The following is an 18,705-nucleotide window of genomic DNA, read 5'->3' as shown; positions in this document are numbered from 1 at the left end:
CAGCTATCATTTTTTGATAACTGGAATCTTTTTTAACTTCATAAGGGCTAGTTATGTCCCAGCCCCTTACTAATTGTTTACATATCTACGTCCAATTTGTTTGCTTTATTTTCCTTTGCTTTTTTAAGAACAAAAAAGTAAGCATCACTGTAAATTGCACCTATTATAAATGATAGACGAAGCTCTAAACGGAAACCAATTTCCGCATTTAAGATATAAACAAAAACCATATAACTCATAAAAAATGGTTGGAATCATCGATTAAATATACATAGTTGCAATTCAAAGTGCGATTTCGGCTGTTGCTTAGTTTGCCCAAGAGAAGTATCTCCAAAGAAGATTAAAGTCAATTTTCGTTAAGGAATAAGAAGTGATAAACAACGGAACGGCTATGGCTAATCGGTTAAACACTTTTTTGTTTAAGGTAGTCAGCAATAACAGAACGAGCGGCACGAAACGCTGTATCTCCTGAGGTTATTGGCAGTACAATGGCTCCAAGAACTGCTATTGTACTAGAATATGCGCTCCTCTATTTCGAATAGATATCACCCTGTTAAATAGTCGTGTGCTGCGCCCGCAAATATGGTTATTATTATTTATTTATTTCTCAAACTAAATTCGATATGATAATATCGTTAATTATTGGATAATTTCATTATAAAGAAGTCCTTCATCAAGTTTCACTAGCTTTAACCTATTGGTTTTTTTAATATAAATTGATTTATATTTTATTTCACCATTCTTTTTAAAAAGGATAACGCGTTTATAAAGATTATCTTTTGTTATATCCCAATCCATTTCTTTCATGTCGACCACATCGCTAATAATGGGATATTCAACTAAATCTTGTAATGGATGATCTGATTGGTGAGAGAGAGGTGCTTGTTCGGTCTTCTTACTCACTAATGATTGATAGCTTCCATTACATGAAGTAAGTAATAGTAAACTAATTACCAGAACACTAATTTTCATTTTTTATCCAACTCCTTTATTAACAAAATAAGGAATTAATCTGAGATTTTGCTAAGTGTTAAATGAGAATTTGCTTAGAATATTCGCGTTCTCGAAAATATCTCTGTATTTTTTCACTAGATTCACTGCAATTAAAGGCAATACAAAGAAGTTGGGAGTGAACTAAAGAAGTTCATAACAGATCCATGTACAAATAGACACGGAACTATTGTTAGGAGTTATCAAACCACTTGTCCTTTTTGCTTTGCTTAAAATTTTTCTGTATTCGTTAGTTGTTTTTATTAATCGTTTATTTAGATATGCTATTAGGGAGCTGCGTTTTTGGACAACTACTTATTTTGCTAGTAACTAAGTAAATAAGAATGGATAATATCATTAAACAAAAGGTAATATTTTGTGATATACCAATAATGTTATTCCAACTACTCATACCATTTATATATAATTGAAAAAGCAAGCCTGCAAGTAAGATTAATAATACAAATGGTGTTTTTCTTAGGAAGAACCCAATAACACCACCAATAATCCCTCCTAGCGCAGAAGCTCCATACCACTCTACATATGTAGTAATAGGCGTTGAGATTGCATTATCATCATAAAAATAGCCAATTACAAAATAAAATGTAATTGCAACAATTGTATAAATGACTGCAAATAAAGCTGCTTCCTTCAAGCTTTTTGAAAATGTATAGCCTACAAACATTGCTAATATAAACCACATTGGCAAGGAGTTAATCATAATGGATAAATAGGAAACAACAAATTTAGTAAATGATATGTCATCAAGCAAAAATAAGTTATCAGATATAACAGAGGCAGTTCCTACAATCAAGCCTACAATGATAGTGAAAATAGTGAAATGTTTCCAGCCTCTTTTTTGAACTTGTTTGTCTACCAACAATAACTCCCCCTTTTATCATTTTATGCTTCCTTTATTCTATTATAGAAGGATTATGTGAATTATTACAATTGTTCCTATAAATTTCCTTGATCAGTACACTTTATCCCACTTCGGTATAGGAATCATCGTCTATCTATGGGTTTTAATGGCTGACTTATATTTTTTCATAACTCTAAACTTGTCTTGCACATTAGCATGTATGGTATGTTAGTATTTTAGTGAAAAGGGAGGATGGGTAATGAATATAGAACAATGGCAGAAATGGGTAAAGGATTATTATAATCATCGAGGATGGTCTAATTTAAATGTATTTATTCGAATCGGTTTTCTAGCGGAGGAAACTGGGGAAGTAGCGAGAGCGATAAGGTCACTAGAAATCGGTCGTGATCGTCCCGATGAAGCAAATAATACTTTCGAGGAAAATAAGCAAGAATTAATAGAAGAACTTGGGGATGTACTGGGCAATGTTACAGTGATTGCAAACAAATATAATATTTCGTTAGAAGAAGTATTTCAAGTACATAAGGAGAAATTGTCTAATCGCTATCTAGACGATGAAGAATAGTATATTTGTCATTACATAAAAAGTAGCTGCAGCGTTGTGGCTACTTTTTGTATTTATTCATCATACAACAAGACATGATGCAGGACGCATTTCAGTATTATTGTACATGGATTTTTTATAAGAAAGGGTAGCAGCGATAAATTTGAAAAATTTAATATGAAAGGCTAAATGAAGGGAACAGGCTATTTTCACTTGTTGGTATCACATACTGTAAAGCATCATATATTCACTCATAGTCAACTATTGATTGTCCATCTCCTCTTTTTTGAATAATTCTATTTTTAGAGAATAGAATCTATTGTAGAATCATGTGCTTTTTCAAGCATCGAAAGAGGAGGTTTACATCGTGGGAAAAGAAAGTGAACGGAAACATGAGAATAAAAAGCAAGAGCAGTTGAATGAATTTGTAAGGGATAACTATGGAAAGATTATGACTACAGAAGAAAGTGTTAAAGTTTCCAATGATGAGGATACGTTAAAAGCAGGGATTAGGGGACCGCAGCTTTTAGAAGATTTTATGATGCGTGAAAAGATGACTCACTTTGATCGCGAGCGTATACCAGAGCGTGTTGTTCATGCTCGCGGTTATGCAGCCCATGGTTATTTTCAGGTATATGAGTCTCAAGAAAAGCTAACAACGGCAAAGTTCTTGCAGGACCCATCTGTAAAGACACCTGTTTTTCTTCGTTTTTCTCAAGTAGCGGGTTCAAGAGGTGTGAATGAAACCAATCGTGATGTACGAGGGTTTGCTACAAAGTTCTACACAGAAGAGGGGAATTTTGATTTAGTAGGAAATAATATTCCTGTCTTTTTTATTCAAGATGGTATTAAGTTTCCAGATCTCATACATGCTGTAAAACCAGAGCCTCATAATGAAATACCACAAGGACAAACGGCACACGATACATTTTGGGATTTCATTGCAAATAATCAAGAATCAGCACATATGATGATGTGGATTATGTCTGATCGTACGATACCTAGAAGCTTTCGAATGATGGAAGGGTTTGGTGTACATACCTTTCGCTTCGTAAATAAAGAGGGAACATCACGGTTTGTAAAGTTTCATTGGAAACCGAAGCTAGGGGTTCATTCTTTAATTTGGGATGAAGCACAAAAGCTTGGAGGGGCTGATGCTGATTATCATAGACGAGATTTATGGGAGAACATTGAAGCAGGCAATTACCCAGAATGGGAACTAGGGATTCAAGTACTTGAAGAAGAGGATGAATTTAATTTTGATTTCGATATTTTAGATTCAACGAAAATTTGGCCAGAAGAAGATGTTCCTGTTCAAATCATTGGAAAGATGACGCTAAATAAAAATGTTGATAATGTATTTGCAGAAACGGAGCAACTAGCACTTCATCCAGGTAATATTGTTCGAGGTATTGATTTTACGAATGATCCATTGCTGCAAGGGCGTTTGTTTTCTTATACAGATACGCAGTTTTACAGAGTAGGAACCAATTTTAAAGAACTGCCAATAAATCGACCCATTTGTCCTGTTCATAATAACCAGAGAGATGGTGCTGCTAGAATTACTATCGATAAAGGGCAGGTTGCTTATCATAATAATTCCCTTACGAATAATACACCTTATACTGTACCAGGTAGTGAAGGCGGTTATGTAACCTATCCTTCCGCAGTCGAAGGCATAAAAATTAGGGCAACAGCAAGGAGCTTTATGGATCATTTCTCACAGGCTCGTCTGTTCTGGAATAGTATGACAAAGGTTGAACGAGAGCACATCATTGATGCATTTAGTTTTGAATTAGGGAAAGTCAATAGTATATCTGTAAGACAACAGGTAGTAAATATGTTAGGACGTATCAGTAGTAAATTGGCAGCTAGTGTGGCTCGAAATGTTGGTGCAGAGATTCCAGATGTTGAAGCGTCGACGGTAACCAAGAAATCACCAGCTGTGAGCATGGCAAATACAATATTTCGTCCTGATACGTTGCGTGTAGGTGTAATTATTGGCCAAGGATTTAACGAGAGCGTAACGAGGGCAATATTGAATCAATGGAAAGCAGTAGGACTTCAGCCAGTAATGATTGCTAAAGATTTAGGAACGGTCACAGGGGAGAACGGGGAAAAGTGGAAGGTGGATAATAGCTTTTTGACGGGTTCTCCTCTTTTATATGATGGATTGTATGTTGTAGGTGGAGATCATATGGGAAATGATTTTATTTGGAAAACAAAATCCTATGTTGTAGAATCTTATAATCACTATAAACCCATTGGTGCTTCTGAGGAATCTTCTACCATTATTGAATCTTTAGGCATAGATGGTCAGCCTGGTGTGCTAATAGAGCAGACATCAGAATTGTTTGCAGATGAATTTATTAAAGCAATGACGAAACAGCGCTTTTGGGCAAGAGGTTAGATAAAAGTCCTATTGAAAAGGATACTATAAAGTTGTGCGTGACTAAGCACCATTAATATTTGTATGATCATATGAACAAAGCTCTCCTTCAATAGAGGAAGGGTTGGACTATAATACGCCTACGGAAGAAGGACGTTCGTACACGAAAAACAAATAGTTGTAGCGTAAAAAAGAGCTTGTAGATAACCAAGAGGTTCCTTCTATAAGCTCTTTTAGTTATAAAAAAATGAATACTAGTCATCCTTTCTATACGGAACTAATGAAGCGTTCTTCCTATAGGATAAAAACGACATCTTTTAATAATTTACACCAAGTAAATTATTTGTCAATTAAACAACTTAAATGATATACTTCATCTGTAAAACAAATTCTTTTCTAAGAAGGGATGAGGAACATGGGTCGATTAGATAATAAGGTAGCGTTAATTACCGGAGCTGCCAATGGCATGGGGGCAATGGAAGCAAAGCTATTTGCTGAAGAAGGAGCAAAAATTATTGCAACTGATATTCAAACAGATCTATTAAATAAAGTAATAGATGATATAAAGGATAATGGTGGAGATGCAATAGCCTTTCAACATAATGTTACGTCAGAGGAAGAGTGGAAGCAGGTCATTGCTGAAGCGCTGAAAGCATATGGAAAAATTGATATTTTGGTAAATAACGCTGGTGTATCTAGCCCAGAGACCATTGCAACAATGGAAATGAATGAATGGAATAAAGTAATGGATATTAATTTGAATGGCTGTGTTATAGGGATGAAGTATGTCATTCCAGAAATGCAAAAACAAGGTGGAGGATCTGTCATTAATATTTCTTCTATCGGGGGAATTGTTGGAATGGCTGGGACAAGCCCATATACTGCAGCGAAAGGTGCACTTCGATCCTTATCTAAGTCAGCAGCAGTAGATTATGCAAAAGATCATATTCGCGTTAACTCATTGCATCCAGGAATTATTGAAACACCGATGACAGCACCTTCTATGAAAGATGCGATGCAATACTATCAAACATTTACACAGCTTCCTTATTTAGGCAAGCCAGAAGATGTGGCATATGGCGCGTTATTCCTTGCATCTGATGAATCTCGCTTTATGACGGGAGCTGAGTTAGTTATCGATGGTGGTTGGACCGCTTTATAGAAGTGTAGTCAATGCTTTCTAACATAAATAAAAATAACCCAGTTAGCACATTGCTGGGTTATTTTTATTTATAAGGACCTTTAACAGATAAGTGAAGTAAGATTTGTGCCATTTTTTCTTTCGAATAAGGATAGTTGTTATTTATCCACCAAACGATGACTTCAAAATAGGCAGCTGTTGTATATACAATAATAACTTCTCTTGGTGCTGCTATAGTTTCATCGTTAGGAGAGACCATCGAAAGCCCTGCTTCAATAAAATGATAGAGTTCTTTTTTGAAGCCTGTAGCGAAGGGAGATCCTGTATTTTTAGCAAGTAGTGATTCATAAAAAGCTTGATTATCGAGGATATGCTCAAACAGGCGGATAAAGATCGTATAATTATCTAGATTCATATCTTTTAGCTCTGTCTGCGATTCGTTAACCTCTAACTTCTCATGAAAGTCCTCAAGTATTAAATTAGAAACATAGTGAACAAATTGATCAAGATCATCGAATCGGAGATAGAATGTTTGTCTTGTTACTCCAGCTTTTTCACAAAGATCTTTAATGGTTATTTCATGTAACTGTTTTTCTTTCATTAAAAGAATAAGGGATTTTTTTAAAAACGCGATGGTTCTTCTTATTCTGGGATCGCCAGTTTTTTTCTTCTTCAAATTCACCCAACCTCAAATCCTAAACTGCAAAAATTCCTATAATTAGTATACTTGTTCAAGCAACATAGATCAAAGAAACAACTTGTTTAATAAACTGAATTATACAAAAATTAAAAAGGATATACATTTACCTAAAAATAATTCCGATAAAACACATATAGAGGTTGTGAAGTATCTTATCTGAAAAGGGGTTTGGGTAGATGGAAAAAATAATGAATTTTAAGCATATAAAAAATAAGCTATATGTAAGCTTTTCAATTGTTATTATTTCAAGCTGTCTCTTAGGTATATATAACTTTATTTTCGTAGGCAAAACAAATCATCAAGTGGAAGAGATGATTGAGCAAGATCTACCGTATGTTAGCGTTGCTGAAGAAATAAACGCAAATTTGGCACAGCAAACGGGGCTAGCTAGAGGATATTTACTATATAATGCAGCTGATTATAAACAGCGATATGAAGCAATAAAGGAAGAAAACAAAACGTTAGAAGAACAGCTTGCCAAAAATGGTAATAATGAAGAGATTAAAGAACTAATACATATGAAAAACCAATGGGAAGAATCGGTAGAGTCAGTATTTTCTATTTATGACGCTGGAAATAGAGAACAAGCAATGACGAAGATGACAAGCGAGGTAGAACCATTAGAAAGTGAATTTCGGTCAAGGCTAGAAGAGTCTCTTACAGTAACGAAGGAAGAAATTACGGATGACGGGCAATCGATTATAGACGATGGGAAATCTACTCATATCGTTATAATTGTAGTTACCGTGTTAGTAGCCATCATAAGTATAGCTATAGAACTATTTATTGTTCGTATTATTTCGAGGCCAATCTTTAACCTAACAAAACGAATGAAATTAATCGCAAAAGGTGAGCTCCATCATGAGCCTTTACAAACATCATTAAAGGACGAATTAGGGCAGTTAATAAATGCTACCAATGAAATGAATCAAAATACGAATCAACTTCTGGGAAGAATTGGTTCCGTTTCTGAGACGGTAGGTAATCACAGCGAGTCATTGTCACAAACAGCGAATGACGTAAAAGCTGGATCAGAGCAAGTAGCAACTACGATGCAAGAGTTGTCAGCTGGATCGGAAACACAAGCAAACAACGCGAGTGACCTTGCCTTGAACATGGATAACTTTACAACAAAGGTTCGGGAAACAAATGATAAAGGAGCACTTATACAACAAGCATCAAATGAGATTTTAACGATGACTGAAGAAGGAGATTCAATGATGAAATCTTCTTCTGCCCAAATGGTCAAAATCGATGAAATTGTTAAAGATGCTGTTCATAAAGTGAAGGATCTAGACGTGCAATCACAGGAAATATCTAGTCTAGTAAATGTAATAAGAGACATTGCGGATCAGACAAATTTATTAGCATTAAATGCTGCCATCGAAGCTGCACGAGCTGGAGAACATGGTAAAGGATTTGCTGTAGTGGCAGATGAAGTAAGGAAGCTTGCTGAGCAGGTAGGTGAATCTGTAACAGATATTACAAAAATCGTTTCTAATATCCAACAGAATTCAACGCTTGTAACGGAATCTTTACAAGGAAGTTATACAGAGGTAGAAGAAGGGACATCACAGATTAAATCAACTCAAGAAACATTCAATGGAATTTCTATGTTTGTTACGGAGATGGTTCATACAATAAATAGCATGGCTGACAATCTAGCAGAAATGACTTCAAATAGTAATAAAATGAATGAATCTATTCAAGAGATTGCGTCTATTACGGAAGAGTCGTCTGCAGGTATTGAACAGACATCTGCAGCAGCTCAGCAGTCTAGTAGTTCAATGGAGGAAGTAGTCGATAGTTCACAGCAATTAGCAAAGCTTGCTGAAGACTTAAATGAACTTGTAAAAAAATTTAAACTACGATAATAGAATATATTTAATCGTTTAAAGCTCTCGAGTTATCACGAGAGCTTTTTAGTCATTTGCATCCGTTTTATTTTTAAGTACTTTTAGGAGTATCCATTGAATAATTCCTCCAATACCTAAGCCAATTGGTAAAAATAAGATTGGCAACCACATAGGACCGATTAAGTTCCCAAATAATGTAAGATTAGATGAAAATATTAAACCTACTGTTACAAAATATGCCGAGAACACAAGAGGAAGATATGCAAACGGCCTTTTTCCACCACCAGCATCTCGATAGGCATCCCAAATACTAAAAAAATATAGACAAGGATAGAACATCAGCCATAGATAATTCGTTGCCTCGATTGCTTCTTCGATTCTAAAGTGAAAGCTTAAAATAATAATCTGGTTAAAGTTCCCCATGATATTAATGATAAATTCTAGTCCGACTAACAATAAACCTTTTACGTACTTTTGGTTTAATAACTGGCCAAAACCTGGTAATGCAATACTCCACAGCAGCACTTCTAATTTTCTACTCTTCTTTGATAATTTCTGCTCCATACAAAGCCCTATTTCGCTAATTCTTTACGATTAGCTGCCATTGGTGGTTGCTCTAACCAACCATTTTCAATCAGGATTTTCGTTCCATCATCTGCATATTTGGCAACTTCAGCGATTAAACGGGTATATTGTACGCTCAGGTCATGACGTGGACTAGTAGAAAGTGCAACTCCATATTGTCCTATACTAGATGCGATGAGGGTGGAAACAAAGGTCATCATTAATCGATCAGAAAATGGTGGCTTTGTTGAATCCATTACTTCGGAAGTCAATAGAAGTGCTCCATCAGATAAAAATTCTTCATGTAGAATAGATGTAAATACTTCTAAATGCTTCCCTGAAATATCCCTACCTCTTTCAAAGAACTTTCTAACTTCTTTTGATTGTGCTACTTGGCTAAAACCAGTAATTACTGCATGTCCTAATGCGTTTCGCTTAGCATGAAAGACTAAATTAGTTATTTCCATACCAAGTAATGGCCTGCGGTCACCGAACCATCCGGAAATAAAGTTTTTCTTTTGGATAAATTCTATATTCGATTGTATCGGAATACGTGGAGTACGAATGTATATACCTTTTTCCTTTTCCAATTCTTTTGTTCGTTTATGGAGATCTTTAGCTAATTCAAGATTCGTCGAATAATAGTCAATAACATCATCGCGATCTGCAACGGATAGAGCCATACTATAAGAGCTCAGCATTAGAATGGTCATGTTATGTGTATATTCTAAATAAAGGTGATCAGAGAAGAGACGTGGTGCGTGAATATCAACATCCTCATCCATGAACCCATGTGGGATTGGTATACCCTCTAAATGAAATATTTCTTCAATATGAGCAATATGCTTTTCTACTAAAGTATGTGCCTCTTCGAGTATCTGTTGAATATCTGTATCCTCTACATGATTTAGAAAATATTGAAGTCCACACCTTGTTACGGTATCGCTTTGGTATGTAGTCCAAAGTGAAGATATATCAGCAGCAGAGAGAGCAATAGATTGATGATTTCCCAAAAGTAAAACTCCTTCCTATTATATGTGTCATTCTATACAGGTCTGAATAACTATCTTTTGTAGTTTCTGTGGAAAATGAATTATTATACAGTATTTAGGAAAAAAACAATGGGTATAAATTTGTAGGAAGTAGGGCAAAAAAAGAGGAGAAATACTCTATATTGAAGGTGATGCTGTGGCTGCTCGCTCCATATTTAAAAGAAAAAGTAAAAAAGGGATAACCGCTAATGATGAGAATTTTTCCCGGTATTTAGATGCGAATATTGACGATAACTTGGAAAGTATTAAAGAGTTGCTTGATTCTCCAAATGATTTAGTTATGAGGAGATTCCATTTAGGAGAACATAGGTGCGCGATTGTTTACATAGATGGTCTTAGTGATAAGGCTACGATAGAAGAAAATGTTCTAAAAAATTTAGAGATTATCGAAAGAAATAAAGAGCTGACAAACACAGATAAGCCAAATTTACTTGCGATTATTCATGAAGAGCTAATCAGTTTAACAAGCATTCAAAATGTGAATACCATGGATGAACTAATGCTTTCACTACTATCAGGTAGTTCTGTGTTTGTCCTCGATGGCGTTGATCGTGTTTTATTATTGGATACAAAGATGTGGGAAAATCGCTCGATAGAAGAACCAGTTTCGGAATCATTAATACGAGGTCCCAGAGAGGGATTTGTTGAGAATTTACGGACAAATATGGTGCTTCTTCGCCGGCAAATCCGTGATCCAAATCTACATTTTAAGACCCATGAAATTGGTAGAAGATCGAAAAAGAAGCTCGTAGTGGCTTATATATCAGGGATTATTCATCCAGATATCTTAAAGGAAGTAAATCGTCGATTAGAAGCGATTGATACAGATGATGCGCTTGAATCTGGTTTTATCGAACAATGGATTGAGGATAGTTTTTTATCACCTTTTCCGCAGGTAGATAATACGGAAAGACCAGATAAAGCAGCTGCTGGGCTAGCACAGGGGAAGTTTGTCATCATTTTAGATGGTACACCATTTGTATTAATTGCACCTACAACAATAGGCAATACGTTTCAATCTCCAGAAGATTATTATGAGCGCTGGCTAATTGGAACGTTATTAAGATGCCTGCGTTATTTAGCGGCTTTTATTACGATGTTTCTTCCGGCGTTATATATTGCACTAGTATCCTTTCATCAAGGAATGATACCATCACAGCTAGCCTTTTCCATAGCTGCTACTAGGGAAGGTGTACCGTTTCCAGCTTTTGTTGAAGCTGTATTAATGGGAGTTACTATGGAGCTATTACGGGAAGCAGGGGCGCGATTACCAAAGACAATTGGACAAACAATCGGTATTGTAGGTGGTTTGGTAATTGGTGAAGCAGCAGTTTCCGCAGGCGTGGTCAGCCCGATTATGGTAATCGTAGTTGCATTAACGGCAGTAGCTTCCTTTACACTTCCGTTGTATAGTGTAGCAATATCCTTTCGGTTAATCCGGTTTATGTTTATGTTAGCAGCTGCCTTCTTAGGATTATATGGTATTGTACTCGCGTATATTATGATCAATATTCATATTGTAAATCTGAAGAGCTTTGGTGTTCCATATTCAGCACCATTTGCGCCAACCTTCTTTAGAGACTGGGATGATCTAATCCTACGTGTGCCGATACCTATGCTAACGAAGCGTCCGGAATACTTACAGCCTATCGATTCGAAGGCTGGAGATAAGGAGGGGAAAAAGGTTTGAAGTGGTTTGAATATGGCGATGAAACAATTAGTGATAAAGAATTATTGATAGCCGTTCCTTCTACCATTATCGGTGTTGGTATCCTTTCTCTACCTAGAGAAATTGCAAAAAATACGGTATCAGCGGATGGTTGGTTACCTATTTTCATAGTTGGTGTTCTATTTATTGGCTTTGCTTGGATAATTGCAAAGCTTGCTTCTACTTATCCACATCAATCCTTTTTCAGCTATGCTTCATCACTCGTAACACGACCAATTGCTACCGTGCTTACCATTCTACTTGCGCTGCAGGGGTTTGTATTAACGGCATTTATGATAAGGGTTATTTCTGATATTGCGAAGGAATACTTATTTGATCAGACTCCAGTAGAAGTTATTGCATTATCGTTTTTACTGGTTGTTGTTTATGCAATAGCTGGATCTAGAGCAGGGCTCTTCCGGTTAAACATGATGTTTTTCCCGATTATTATCTTTATAACTATGCTTGTTGGTGGGTTCGCAGTCGCTTGGTTTAGTGTTGACAATTATCTGCCTGTTTTTAAAACGGATTTAACTGGGCATTTAAAGGCAATGCAAACAAGTTCATTTTCTTTTACTGGTTCGGCCATTTTACTTTTTTATACCTCCATTGTTCGTAAGCCTAAAAAGGCTCCGAAGATGGCAGCAATTGGTATGGCTATTGTACCTGCTTTATACATCCTTATCTATCTGTTATGTTTAGGTGTATTTGGCAATTTAGCAACCGCAAATTTAAACTATCCCATTATTGAATTAGCTAAAGAAATCGAGGTTCCGGGTGGATTTTTCGAGCGCTTTGACTCTATCTTTTTTGTGATCTGGATTATGTCAATCTTTAATACAACTGCTATGTCCTTTGATGTAACGGTATTTGCCTTAGAATCTGTTTCGAAATTAAAAAAGATTCAACTAGTATATATTCTTACTCCATTAATATATCTTGTTGGGATGTTCCCTCAAGATTTAATAACGGTAGTTCAGCTTGGTAAATTTGTTAGTTCTTACAGTCTTTTAGTCACCTTATTTGTTACCGTTCTGTTAGTTATCATGTCGCTTATTAAAAGGAGAAGATCAAATGCCTAAAAGAAAGCTGGTATTCCTTCTCTATTATTGTTTGCTGACATTAGCATTAGCGGGCTGCTGGGATCGGGTAGAAATCGAAAATCGAGGCTTCGCAGTTGGATCCGCTATCGATTTAGTAGAAAAGAAAGCAGATGGTTCCTATGAGTTAATGTTGACAAGCCAATTCGTTGTTCCTTCAGGCTTAGGTGCTCCGATGCAAGGAAGAGGTGGGGGACAGAAGGCGTATCTAAATATATCTGCTACTGGAGAAAGTCTTTTTCAAGTCAATCGTGAAATGGCTACATTAACTAGTCAAGTACCTTTTTATCAGCATTTAAAGGTTCTAATTGTATCTGAGGATGTAGTGAAGGAACCCAATCTGTTTGGCAGTATTATGGACTTATTTATCCGCGATCATGAAATGCGGAGAGGTATCCGTATCGTAATTGCTGAAGGGGAAGCAAGACAGATACTAGACATAGTGCCTGACAACGAGAAAATACCTGCACTGTATTTGGATTCCTTGATGGAAAATAATTATAAGAATGCTGGATCATTAAAGCCCGTTCATATTGGAGAATTACAAGAGCTGCTATTAAGCGAACGGAGCTATAGTATCCCAGAGGTACATTTTGCCGATAAATTTATCCAATATAAAGGAGCAGCAGTTTTTTATGGTGTGACAAACGAGATGGTTGATTCCTTAATGGGTGAGGAAGCTAAAGGGCTAGCGTTTTTAACAGAAACGAGTACAGATGGGTCCATTAAAGTAAACGTAAATGGCGAAATGGTTACAGTGGAATTAAAGAGTGTAGATCGAGGTATCCAGGTGACTCCAAAAGATAAAACTGACATCGACGTAGCAATTGATATTCATGTAAATGGAAATGTAGCGGAACGGTTTGGTAAGGCAAGCGTACGTATGGATTCGTATATAAAGAAAGTAGAAAAGGCTGTAGAAGATAAAATAGAAAAAATGACTACTCAAACAAAAGATAAACTGCAAAAAGAGCTAAAAGTTGATGTTATCGGTGTTGGTGACAAATTATATCAGAAACATTATACATTTTGGAATACAGTGAAGGATGATTGGGATAAAGGAGAAAATTATTATTCTCAAAGCAAGATTAATATCAATGTGACAGCAAAGGTACAAATGGTTGGTTCATCAGATAAAGTGAAGACGACGGGAGATGATTAGCATGTGGCATAATCTTGTAAACAATTTACCGAGCTTCAAAACGTATATATACATGGCTTTCGCTTTTCTAGTCCCGTTTGCAATTGCAAAAATGAATATGAAAATTCATAAATTAGGCGATCCGCCTTGGAAGAAAAAAGACGATGCAAGCAATTATGAAAAAGAATAGATTAGATTTGGTAACTTGAACATTCAGTGATACACTAATGGCATCATGGAGAAAAGAGGTATAGCAGTGAATGTTCAAGAATACATAAAAATGGATGCTACCGCTTTAGCTGAATTAATTAGGAAAAAGGAAGTAACTCCCAAAGAATTACTAGAGGTAAGCTTTCAACAACTTGATCGTGTGAATCCTAACTTAAATGCGGTTGTTCAACATAGAAGAGAGAAGGCGTTTTCTGAAGCACAAAAGGAAATATCCTTCCAACGGCCATTTGCTGGAGTTCCAGTACTATTAAAGAATATATCACAGCGATTAGCTGGAGAAAAAATCACCTCAGGCTCCAGATTATTACAAACGTCTATTGCTAATGAGGATGCGCATTTTGTTACAGCTTTTCGAGATGCAGGTTTCCAGTTCATGGGCCATACGAATACACCCGAATTTGGGTTGAAAAATATAACAGAACCAGAGGTTGATGGGCCAACAAAGAATCCATGGGATCAAAACTACTCTCCTGGTGGATCAAGTGGTGGATCGGCAGCGGCTATCGCTTCAGGTATTGTCCCGCTTGCTGGTGCAAGCGATGGTGGTGGATCCATTCGCATCCCTGCATCATTTACGGGATTATTTGGTTTAAAACCAACGAGGGGACGAACTCCGGTAGGTCCTGGGGTTGGTCGGCAATGGCATGGTGCAGCGATAGATTTTGTACTAACTCGTTCGGTTAGAGATAGTGCGAGTATGCTGGATATATTACAAACGATCCAACCAGAAGCTGCATTTCAAGCGCAACTATTTTCAGAAGAATATAAGCTATTTATACAGCAACATTTACCGAAACAGTTGCGGATTGCTTTTACGACGAAATCGCCAGTTGGTACCCCTGTTTCACACGATGCAAAGATTGCCGTTATGGATACTGTAAATTGGTTGGAGGAACAAGGGTTTCATGTAGAGGAAGCAGAGCCCAAGGTTGATGGGAAGCAATTAATGCAAAACTATTATCTAATGAACAGTGGCGAAATAGCAACTATGATAAACAGTGTCGAGCAATCAATTGGTCGCCCGATTGATACGGATGATGTAGAGGTGGAGACATGGTTACTGAATTTTGCTGGTCAATCCGTTTCAGCAGCTGCCTTTTCTGCTAGCCTTGCATCATGGGATACTGCCGCTGAACAGATGGCTACCTTTCATCAAAGGTACGATTTTTTTATTACACCTGCATCTGCGTATACGGCACCGAAGGTAGGAGAACTCACTTGGAGCAGTGCTGAGAAGGATCGGCTAATTGAACAGATGCAATTAGCTAGAATCGAAGAGCAGCAGGACATTATTTATGATATGTTTTTACCTAGTTTAACCTATACTCCATTTACACAACTGGCTAATTTAACTGGACAGCCGGCAATGTCGATACCTGTTTATGTATCAGATAATGGTTTACCACTTGGCGTTCAAGTGATGGCTGGAAAAGGAGAGGAGCACCGCTTGTTGCAACTTGCCTATCATATGGAAAAATCCGATTTATGGATCGGACAGAAGGGAAATCCTTATTTTAAACGGAAGCTAGAGTAATGATGTGAATAGAAAAAGGGGAGAAATAGCCTCGGTGTATAGATAGGTATGTCTCAGAAGTCATCCTGTCTTAAAAGATAACCAAACTACACCGGTATTTCTTCCTTTTTTCATAAGTTAAGAAAGTATAAATCAGTGCAATGACTGCGTTAAGCCAAGTAGTTATTCTGAAATGTTTGATGTATATTGGCAATGCTCCGACTAATTACTTCGCTTTCCGCGGGGCACGGCCTCAACTAACTTTGCAAAGAAGAACACGTTGCAAAGTGGATTTTCGGCTCGCGCTAATCCCGCAGGAGTCTACGTAATTAGTCTCCGCTATGAGAAGGTACAACAATTCTTGTCATACGTAATAGGTTGACTTTTTTTACAATGGGTAAAGTGAAAATCGCTATCCGTGAGTATAAAAGCAGCTGTGTTACTTCATGCTAGCGTTGTAGAGCCTGATAATAGCGAAGGCCGGCCACTTCAACTCCTGTGGGAAATGTTTGACCTGAAGATCCACTTTTTTGAGCGGGTTTTGCTAAAAAAGTTAGCGGAAGGACAAACCCCACGGAAAGGGAAGTGGGCAGCCGGAATGGTGGTCAAGCAGTAGCTATTATTCCATAATAGCTACTAGAGGAAGCGTAAATCTGAGCATGTAGTGATAAGGACTGAGCGAATTTTGCTCCGTTTTTTTTTAATCTGTCTTAAGTCTATTTACGGAGCATATACGTATCAAATGGTGAAGGTGGTCATAGCGATATAAGCCTTCATGTAGTAGTATTGGCACAAATACATTTTTTGTAATTAGAATAATATTGGGAAAAATATTATTATTTTTACTTATTTTGTTTCTATTTCCATTTATGGATATGCCTTATATAATGGATTACATGCGCTTACATTTTAGGGTTATTTTCAGAATATTACCCATTTGACAACAAGAGAAAGGAGAAATGATATGGGGAAGAAGAAAGGTGTATTCCAACGCTCGTTGGATGGCATTGAAGTAGTTGGAAATAAGTTACCACACCCAGTTACATTATTCGCAATATTGGCATTAATTGTATTGCTATTATCAGCAGCTCTTTCTCCTCTAGGAATTAGTGTAGAGCATCCCGGAGAAGAGGGGAAGATGGTAGAAATTAAAAATTTGCTAAATGCGGAAGGGATACAATATATTTTCACTAGCATGACGGACAACTTCATTGGGTTTGCCCCACTTGGAGTAGTATTAGTTACCATGTTAGGTATTGGAATTGCAGAACGCTCTGGTCTCATTAGTGCATTGCTTCGTGGGTTTGTCCTGTCCGTACCGAATCGTTTTATAACATTAGGTTTGGTGTTTGCTGGGATCATGTCAAGCGTAGCATCGGATGCTGGATATGTCGTATTACCACCGCTTGGTGCATTATTATTTGCGGCAATTGGTCGTCATCCATTAGCCGGTCTGGCAGCAGCTTTCGCGGGAGTATCTGGCGGATTTAGTGCAAATTTATTTTTATCGGGAACAGATGCTTTACTCGGAGAGTTAACGATTGCCGGTGCTGCTGTCATTGATCCAGCTTATGCAGAGTCAATGAGTATTGCCATGAACTGGTGGTTTATCATTGTATCCGTTTTTGTGCTTACCATTATTGGTACATGGGTTACGGAACGTGTTGTAGAGCCCCGTTTAGGAGAATACAAAGGGGAGTATCGAGAGAAGATTGAGAAGCTAACCAGTATAGAGAAAAAAGGATTAATTTGGTCTGTTGTATCGATTATTATTGCTGTCATTTTAACCGCCTTACTCATCGTACCTGAAGGAGCTCCTATGCGTGGAACAGGTGATCAGCCAATTATTGATTCACCATTTATGGATTCATTGGTACCAATTATTGCTATTCTCTTCTTTATTCCTGGTCTCGTGTACGGGAAGGTAACAAAAGCAATTAAAAATGATAAAGATGTAGCTGGGCAATTGTCAGATACAATGGCTTCCATGGGCATGTTTATCGTATTAGCTTTTACCGCGGGACAGTTTGTTGCATATTTTAATGAATCTAACATGGGGTTAGTGCTAGGCGTATATGGTGCAGAGTTTTTACAAAATATTAATTTAACAGGAATCCCATTGGTGCTCGTATTTATCGTATTGGCAGCCTTTATTAATATCTTTATTGGTAGTGCCTCGGCAAAATGGGCGATGATGGCTCCGATCTTCGTACCAATTATGATGCAACTAGGCTATTCGCCAGAGTTAACACAAATGGCGTATCGTATTGCAGATTCTTCAACGAATATTATTTCTCCACTGATGACTTACTTTGCAATTATTATTGCGTTCGCACAAAAATATGATAAAAAAATGGGAATTGGTACGTTAATTTCAACGATGCTACCGTATTCCATTTTCTTCCTTATTGGATGGACGATTATGCTTGTCGTGTGGATGCTGCTTGGTATCGAGCTTGGACCAGGTGCACCAATATTGTATAACTAAGGTCTTTAAAATCGAGTATAGCCTGTTAAAGGTATAATACTCGATTTTTTTATAGTTTAGGAAATTGCAAAATTTGCCCATGTGGATAAATATGCGCTTGTTGAGCTGCGTGCAACTCCAGTCGCTACGCTTCTAATCGGGCGTTTGCGCTCTTTTTTAGGTAAAAAATAGTTTTGCAAATTGGCTCTTTGTTAAATGACGTTGGTCATGAATGTTATCCTGTATAAATTTAGTGCCGACTAACTAAGAAATAGTATTCAATAGGGATGGAGAACGGCGAGCGGTATGCCCTTGTTATCTTACACTTCAGGCGGTACGCTTACCGCGGGCACGGTCCATAGCCGTCAAGTTAAGCAGGATATTTTAAAAACCAAAAAGTTATTCGTTATTCTGACATTATAAATG

The 18,705-nt window shown here is 37.1% G+C and carries 16 protein-coding genes and 1 pseudogene; 11 read left to right on the top strand and 6 right to left on the bottom strand.

The features are described 5' to 3' along the window. Positions 1-77: 77 nt before the first annotated feature. The 3 genes and pseudogenes from ABDZ84_RS10750 to ABDZ84_RS10740 all read right to left on the bottom strand — a co-directional run. Positions 78-523 (bottom strand): annotated as a pseudogene (locus ABDZ84_RS10750) (carbon starvation CstA family protein); the annotation flags it as partial. A 116-nt stretch (positions 524-639) separates the two neighbouring features. Then, complete coding sequence (locus ABDZ84_RS10745) at positions 640-972, bottom strand: hypothetical protein (protein ID WP_166530834.1); 333 nt, start codon at positions 970-972, stop codon at positions 640-642. 289 nt (positions 973-1,261) lie between these two features. Further along, positions 1,262-1,870 (bottom strand): hypothetical protein, encoded by a 609-nt coding sequence (locus ABDZ84_RS10740; protein WP_343781446.1) that lies wholly within the window; start codon positions 1,868-1,870, stop codon positions 1,262-1,264. Between the two features lie 241 nt (positions 1,871-2,111). On the opposite strand from ABDZ84_RS10740, the gene ABDZ84_RS10735 reads away from it, so the two are divergent. From ABDZ84_RS10735 to ABDZ84_RS10725, 3 genes are all read left to right on the top strand, one after another. Further along, on the top strand, positions 2,112-2,438 hold the full coding sequence (locus tag ABDZ84_RS10735; protein WP_121604597.1) for a MazG nucleotide pyrophosphohydrolase domain-containing protein: 327 nt from the start codon (positions 2,112-2,114) through the stop codon (positions 2,436-2,438). Positions 2,439-2,784: 346 nt separating this feature from the next. Further along, positions 2,785-4,827, top strand: a complete 2,043-nt coding sequence (locus tag ABDZ84_RS10730; RefSeq protein ID WP_343781443.1) for a catalase — start codon at positions 2,785-2,787, stop codon at positions 4,825-4,827. Between the two features lie 394 nt (positions 4,828-5,221). Next, positions 5,222-5,968 carry an SDR family NAD(P)-dependent oxidoreductase gene (locus ABDZ84_RS10725; RefSeq protein ID WP_026681851.1) on the top strand — a complete coding sequence of 249 codons (747 nt, stop codon included), beginning with the start codon at positions 5,222-5,224 and terminating at the stop codon, positions 5,966-5,968. A 64-nt stretch (positions 5,969-6,032) separates the two neighbouring features. Here the strand turns inward: ABDZ84_RS10725 and ABDZ84_RS10720 are convergent, their stop codons facing one another. Continuing rightward, entirely contained in the window at positions 6,033-6,623 is a 591-nt protein-coding gene (locus tag ABDZ84_RS10720; RefSeq protein ID WP_121604598.1) for a TetR/AcrR family transcriptional regulator, read from the bottom strand. Between the two features lie 200 nt (positions 6,624-6,823). Between ABDZ84_RS10720 and ABDZ84_RS10715 the strand changes: the two genes are divergently transcribed. Continuing rightward, positions 6,824-8,521, top strand: coding sequence for a methyl-accepting chemotaxis protein (locus ABDZ84_RS10715; RefSeq protein ID WP_121604599.1), 1,698 nt, complete (start codon positions 6,824-6,826; stop codon positions 8,519-8,521). A gap of 48 nt (positions 8,522-8,569) precedes the next feature. Here ABDZ84_RS10715 and ABDZ84_RS10710 read toward each other — a convergent pair whose 3' ends face one another. Together ABDZ84_RS10710 and ABDZ84_RS10705 are read right to left on the bottom strand one after the other, a co-directional pair. Beyond that, positions 8,570-9,067: a hypothetical protein gene (locus ABDZ84_RS10710; RefSeq protein ID WP_343781439.1), complete on the bottom strand. Its 498-nt coding sequence runs from the start codon at positions 9,065-9,067 to the stop codon at positions 8,570-8,572. 8 nt (positions 9,068-9,075) lie between these two features. Further along, positions 9,076-10,080, bottom strand: a complete 1,005-nt coding sequence (locus ABDZ84_RS10705) for a DUF3231 family protein (protein WP_166530838.1) — start codon at positions 10,078-10,080, stop codon at positions 9,076-9,078. Between the two features lie 175 nt (positions 10,081-10,255). Here ABDZ84_RS10705 and ABDZ84_RS10700 point away from each other — a divergent pair, with 175 nt between their 5' ends. From ABDZ84_RS10700 to ABDZ84_RS10670, 7 genes are all read left to right on the top strand, one after another. After that, positions 10,256-11,809 (top strand): spore germination protein, encoded by a 1,554-nt coding sequence (locus ABDZ84_RS10700; protein ID WP_343781436.1) that lies wholly within the window; start codon positions 10,256-10,258, stop codon positions 11,807-11,809. Further along, complete coding sequence (locus tag ABDZ84_RS10695; protein WP_343781434.1) at positions 11,806-12,909, top strand: GerAB/ArcD/ProY family transporter; 1,104 nt, start codon at positions 11,806-11,808, stop codon at positions 12,907-12,909. The genes ABDZ84_RS10700 and ABDZ84_RS10695 overlap by 4 nt, the downstream gene beginning before the upstream one ends. Then, positions 12,902-14,089: a Ger(x)C family spore germination protein gene (locus ABDZ84_RS10690; protein WP_343781432.1), complete on the top strand. Its 1,188-nt coding sequence runs from the start codon at positions 12,902-12,904 to the stop codon at positions 14,087-14,089. The genes ABDZ84_RS10695 and ABDZ84_RS10690 overlap by 8 nt, the downstream gene beginning before the upstream one ends. Before the next feature lies 1 nt (position 14,090). Beyond that, positions 14,091-14,258: a hypothetical protein gene (locus ABDZ84_RS10685; protein ID WP_343781430.1), complete on the top strand. Its 168-nt coding sequence runs from the start codon at positions 14,091-14,093 to the stop codon at positions 14,256-14,258. A gap of 66 nt (positions 14,259-14,324) precedes the next feature. Further along, entirely contained in the window at positions 14,325-15,833 is a 1,509-nt protein-coding gene (locus tag ABDZ84_RS10680) for an amidase (protein ID WP_343781428.1), read from the top strand. A gap of 397 nt (positions 15,834-16,230) precedes the next feature. Then, the gene (locus ABDZ84_RS10675) at positions 16,231-16,428 is read left to right on the top strand and encodes a hypothetical protein (protein WP_166529915.1); all 198 of its coding nucleotides are present in this window, start codon (positions 16,231-16,233) and stop codon (positions 16,426-16,428) included. 348 nt (positions 16,429-16,776) lie between these two features. Beyond that, a complete protein-coding gene (locus ABDZ84_RS10670; RefSeq protein ID WP_026681860.1) occupies positions 16,777-18,300 on the top strand; it encodes an AbgT family transporter in 1,524 nt (507 codons plus the stop codon). Positions 18,301-18,705: the final 405 nt, after the last annotated feature.

It is taken from the genome of Virgibacillus salarius, from assembly GCF_039521925.1.
Classification (GTDB): Bacteria; Bacillota; Bacilli; order Bacillales; family Amphibacillaceae; genus Virgibacillus; species Virgibacillus salarius.
Note: the sequence above shows the minus strand (reverse complement) of the source record. Positions and strands in the feature narration are given on the sequence as shown.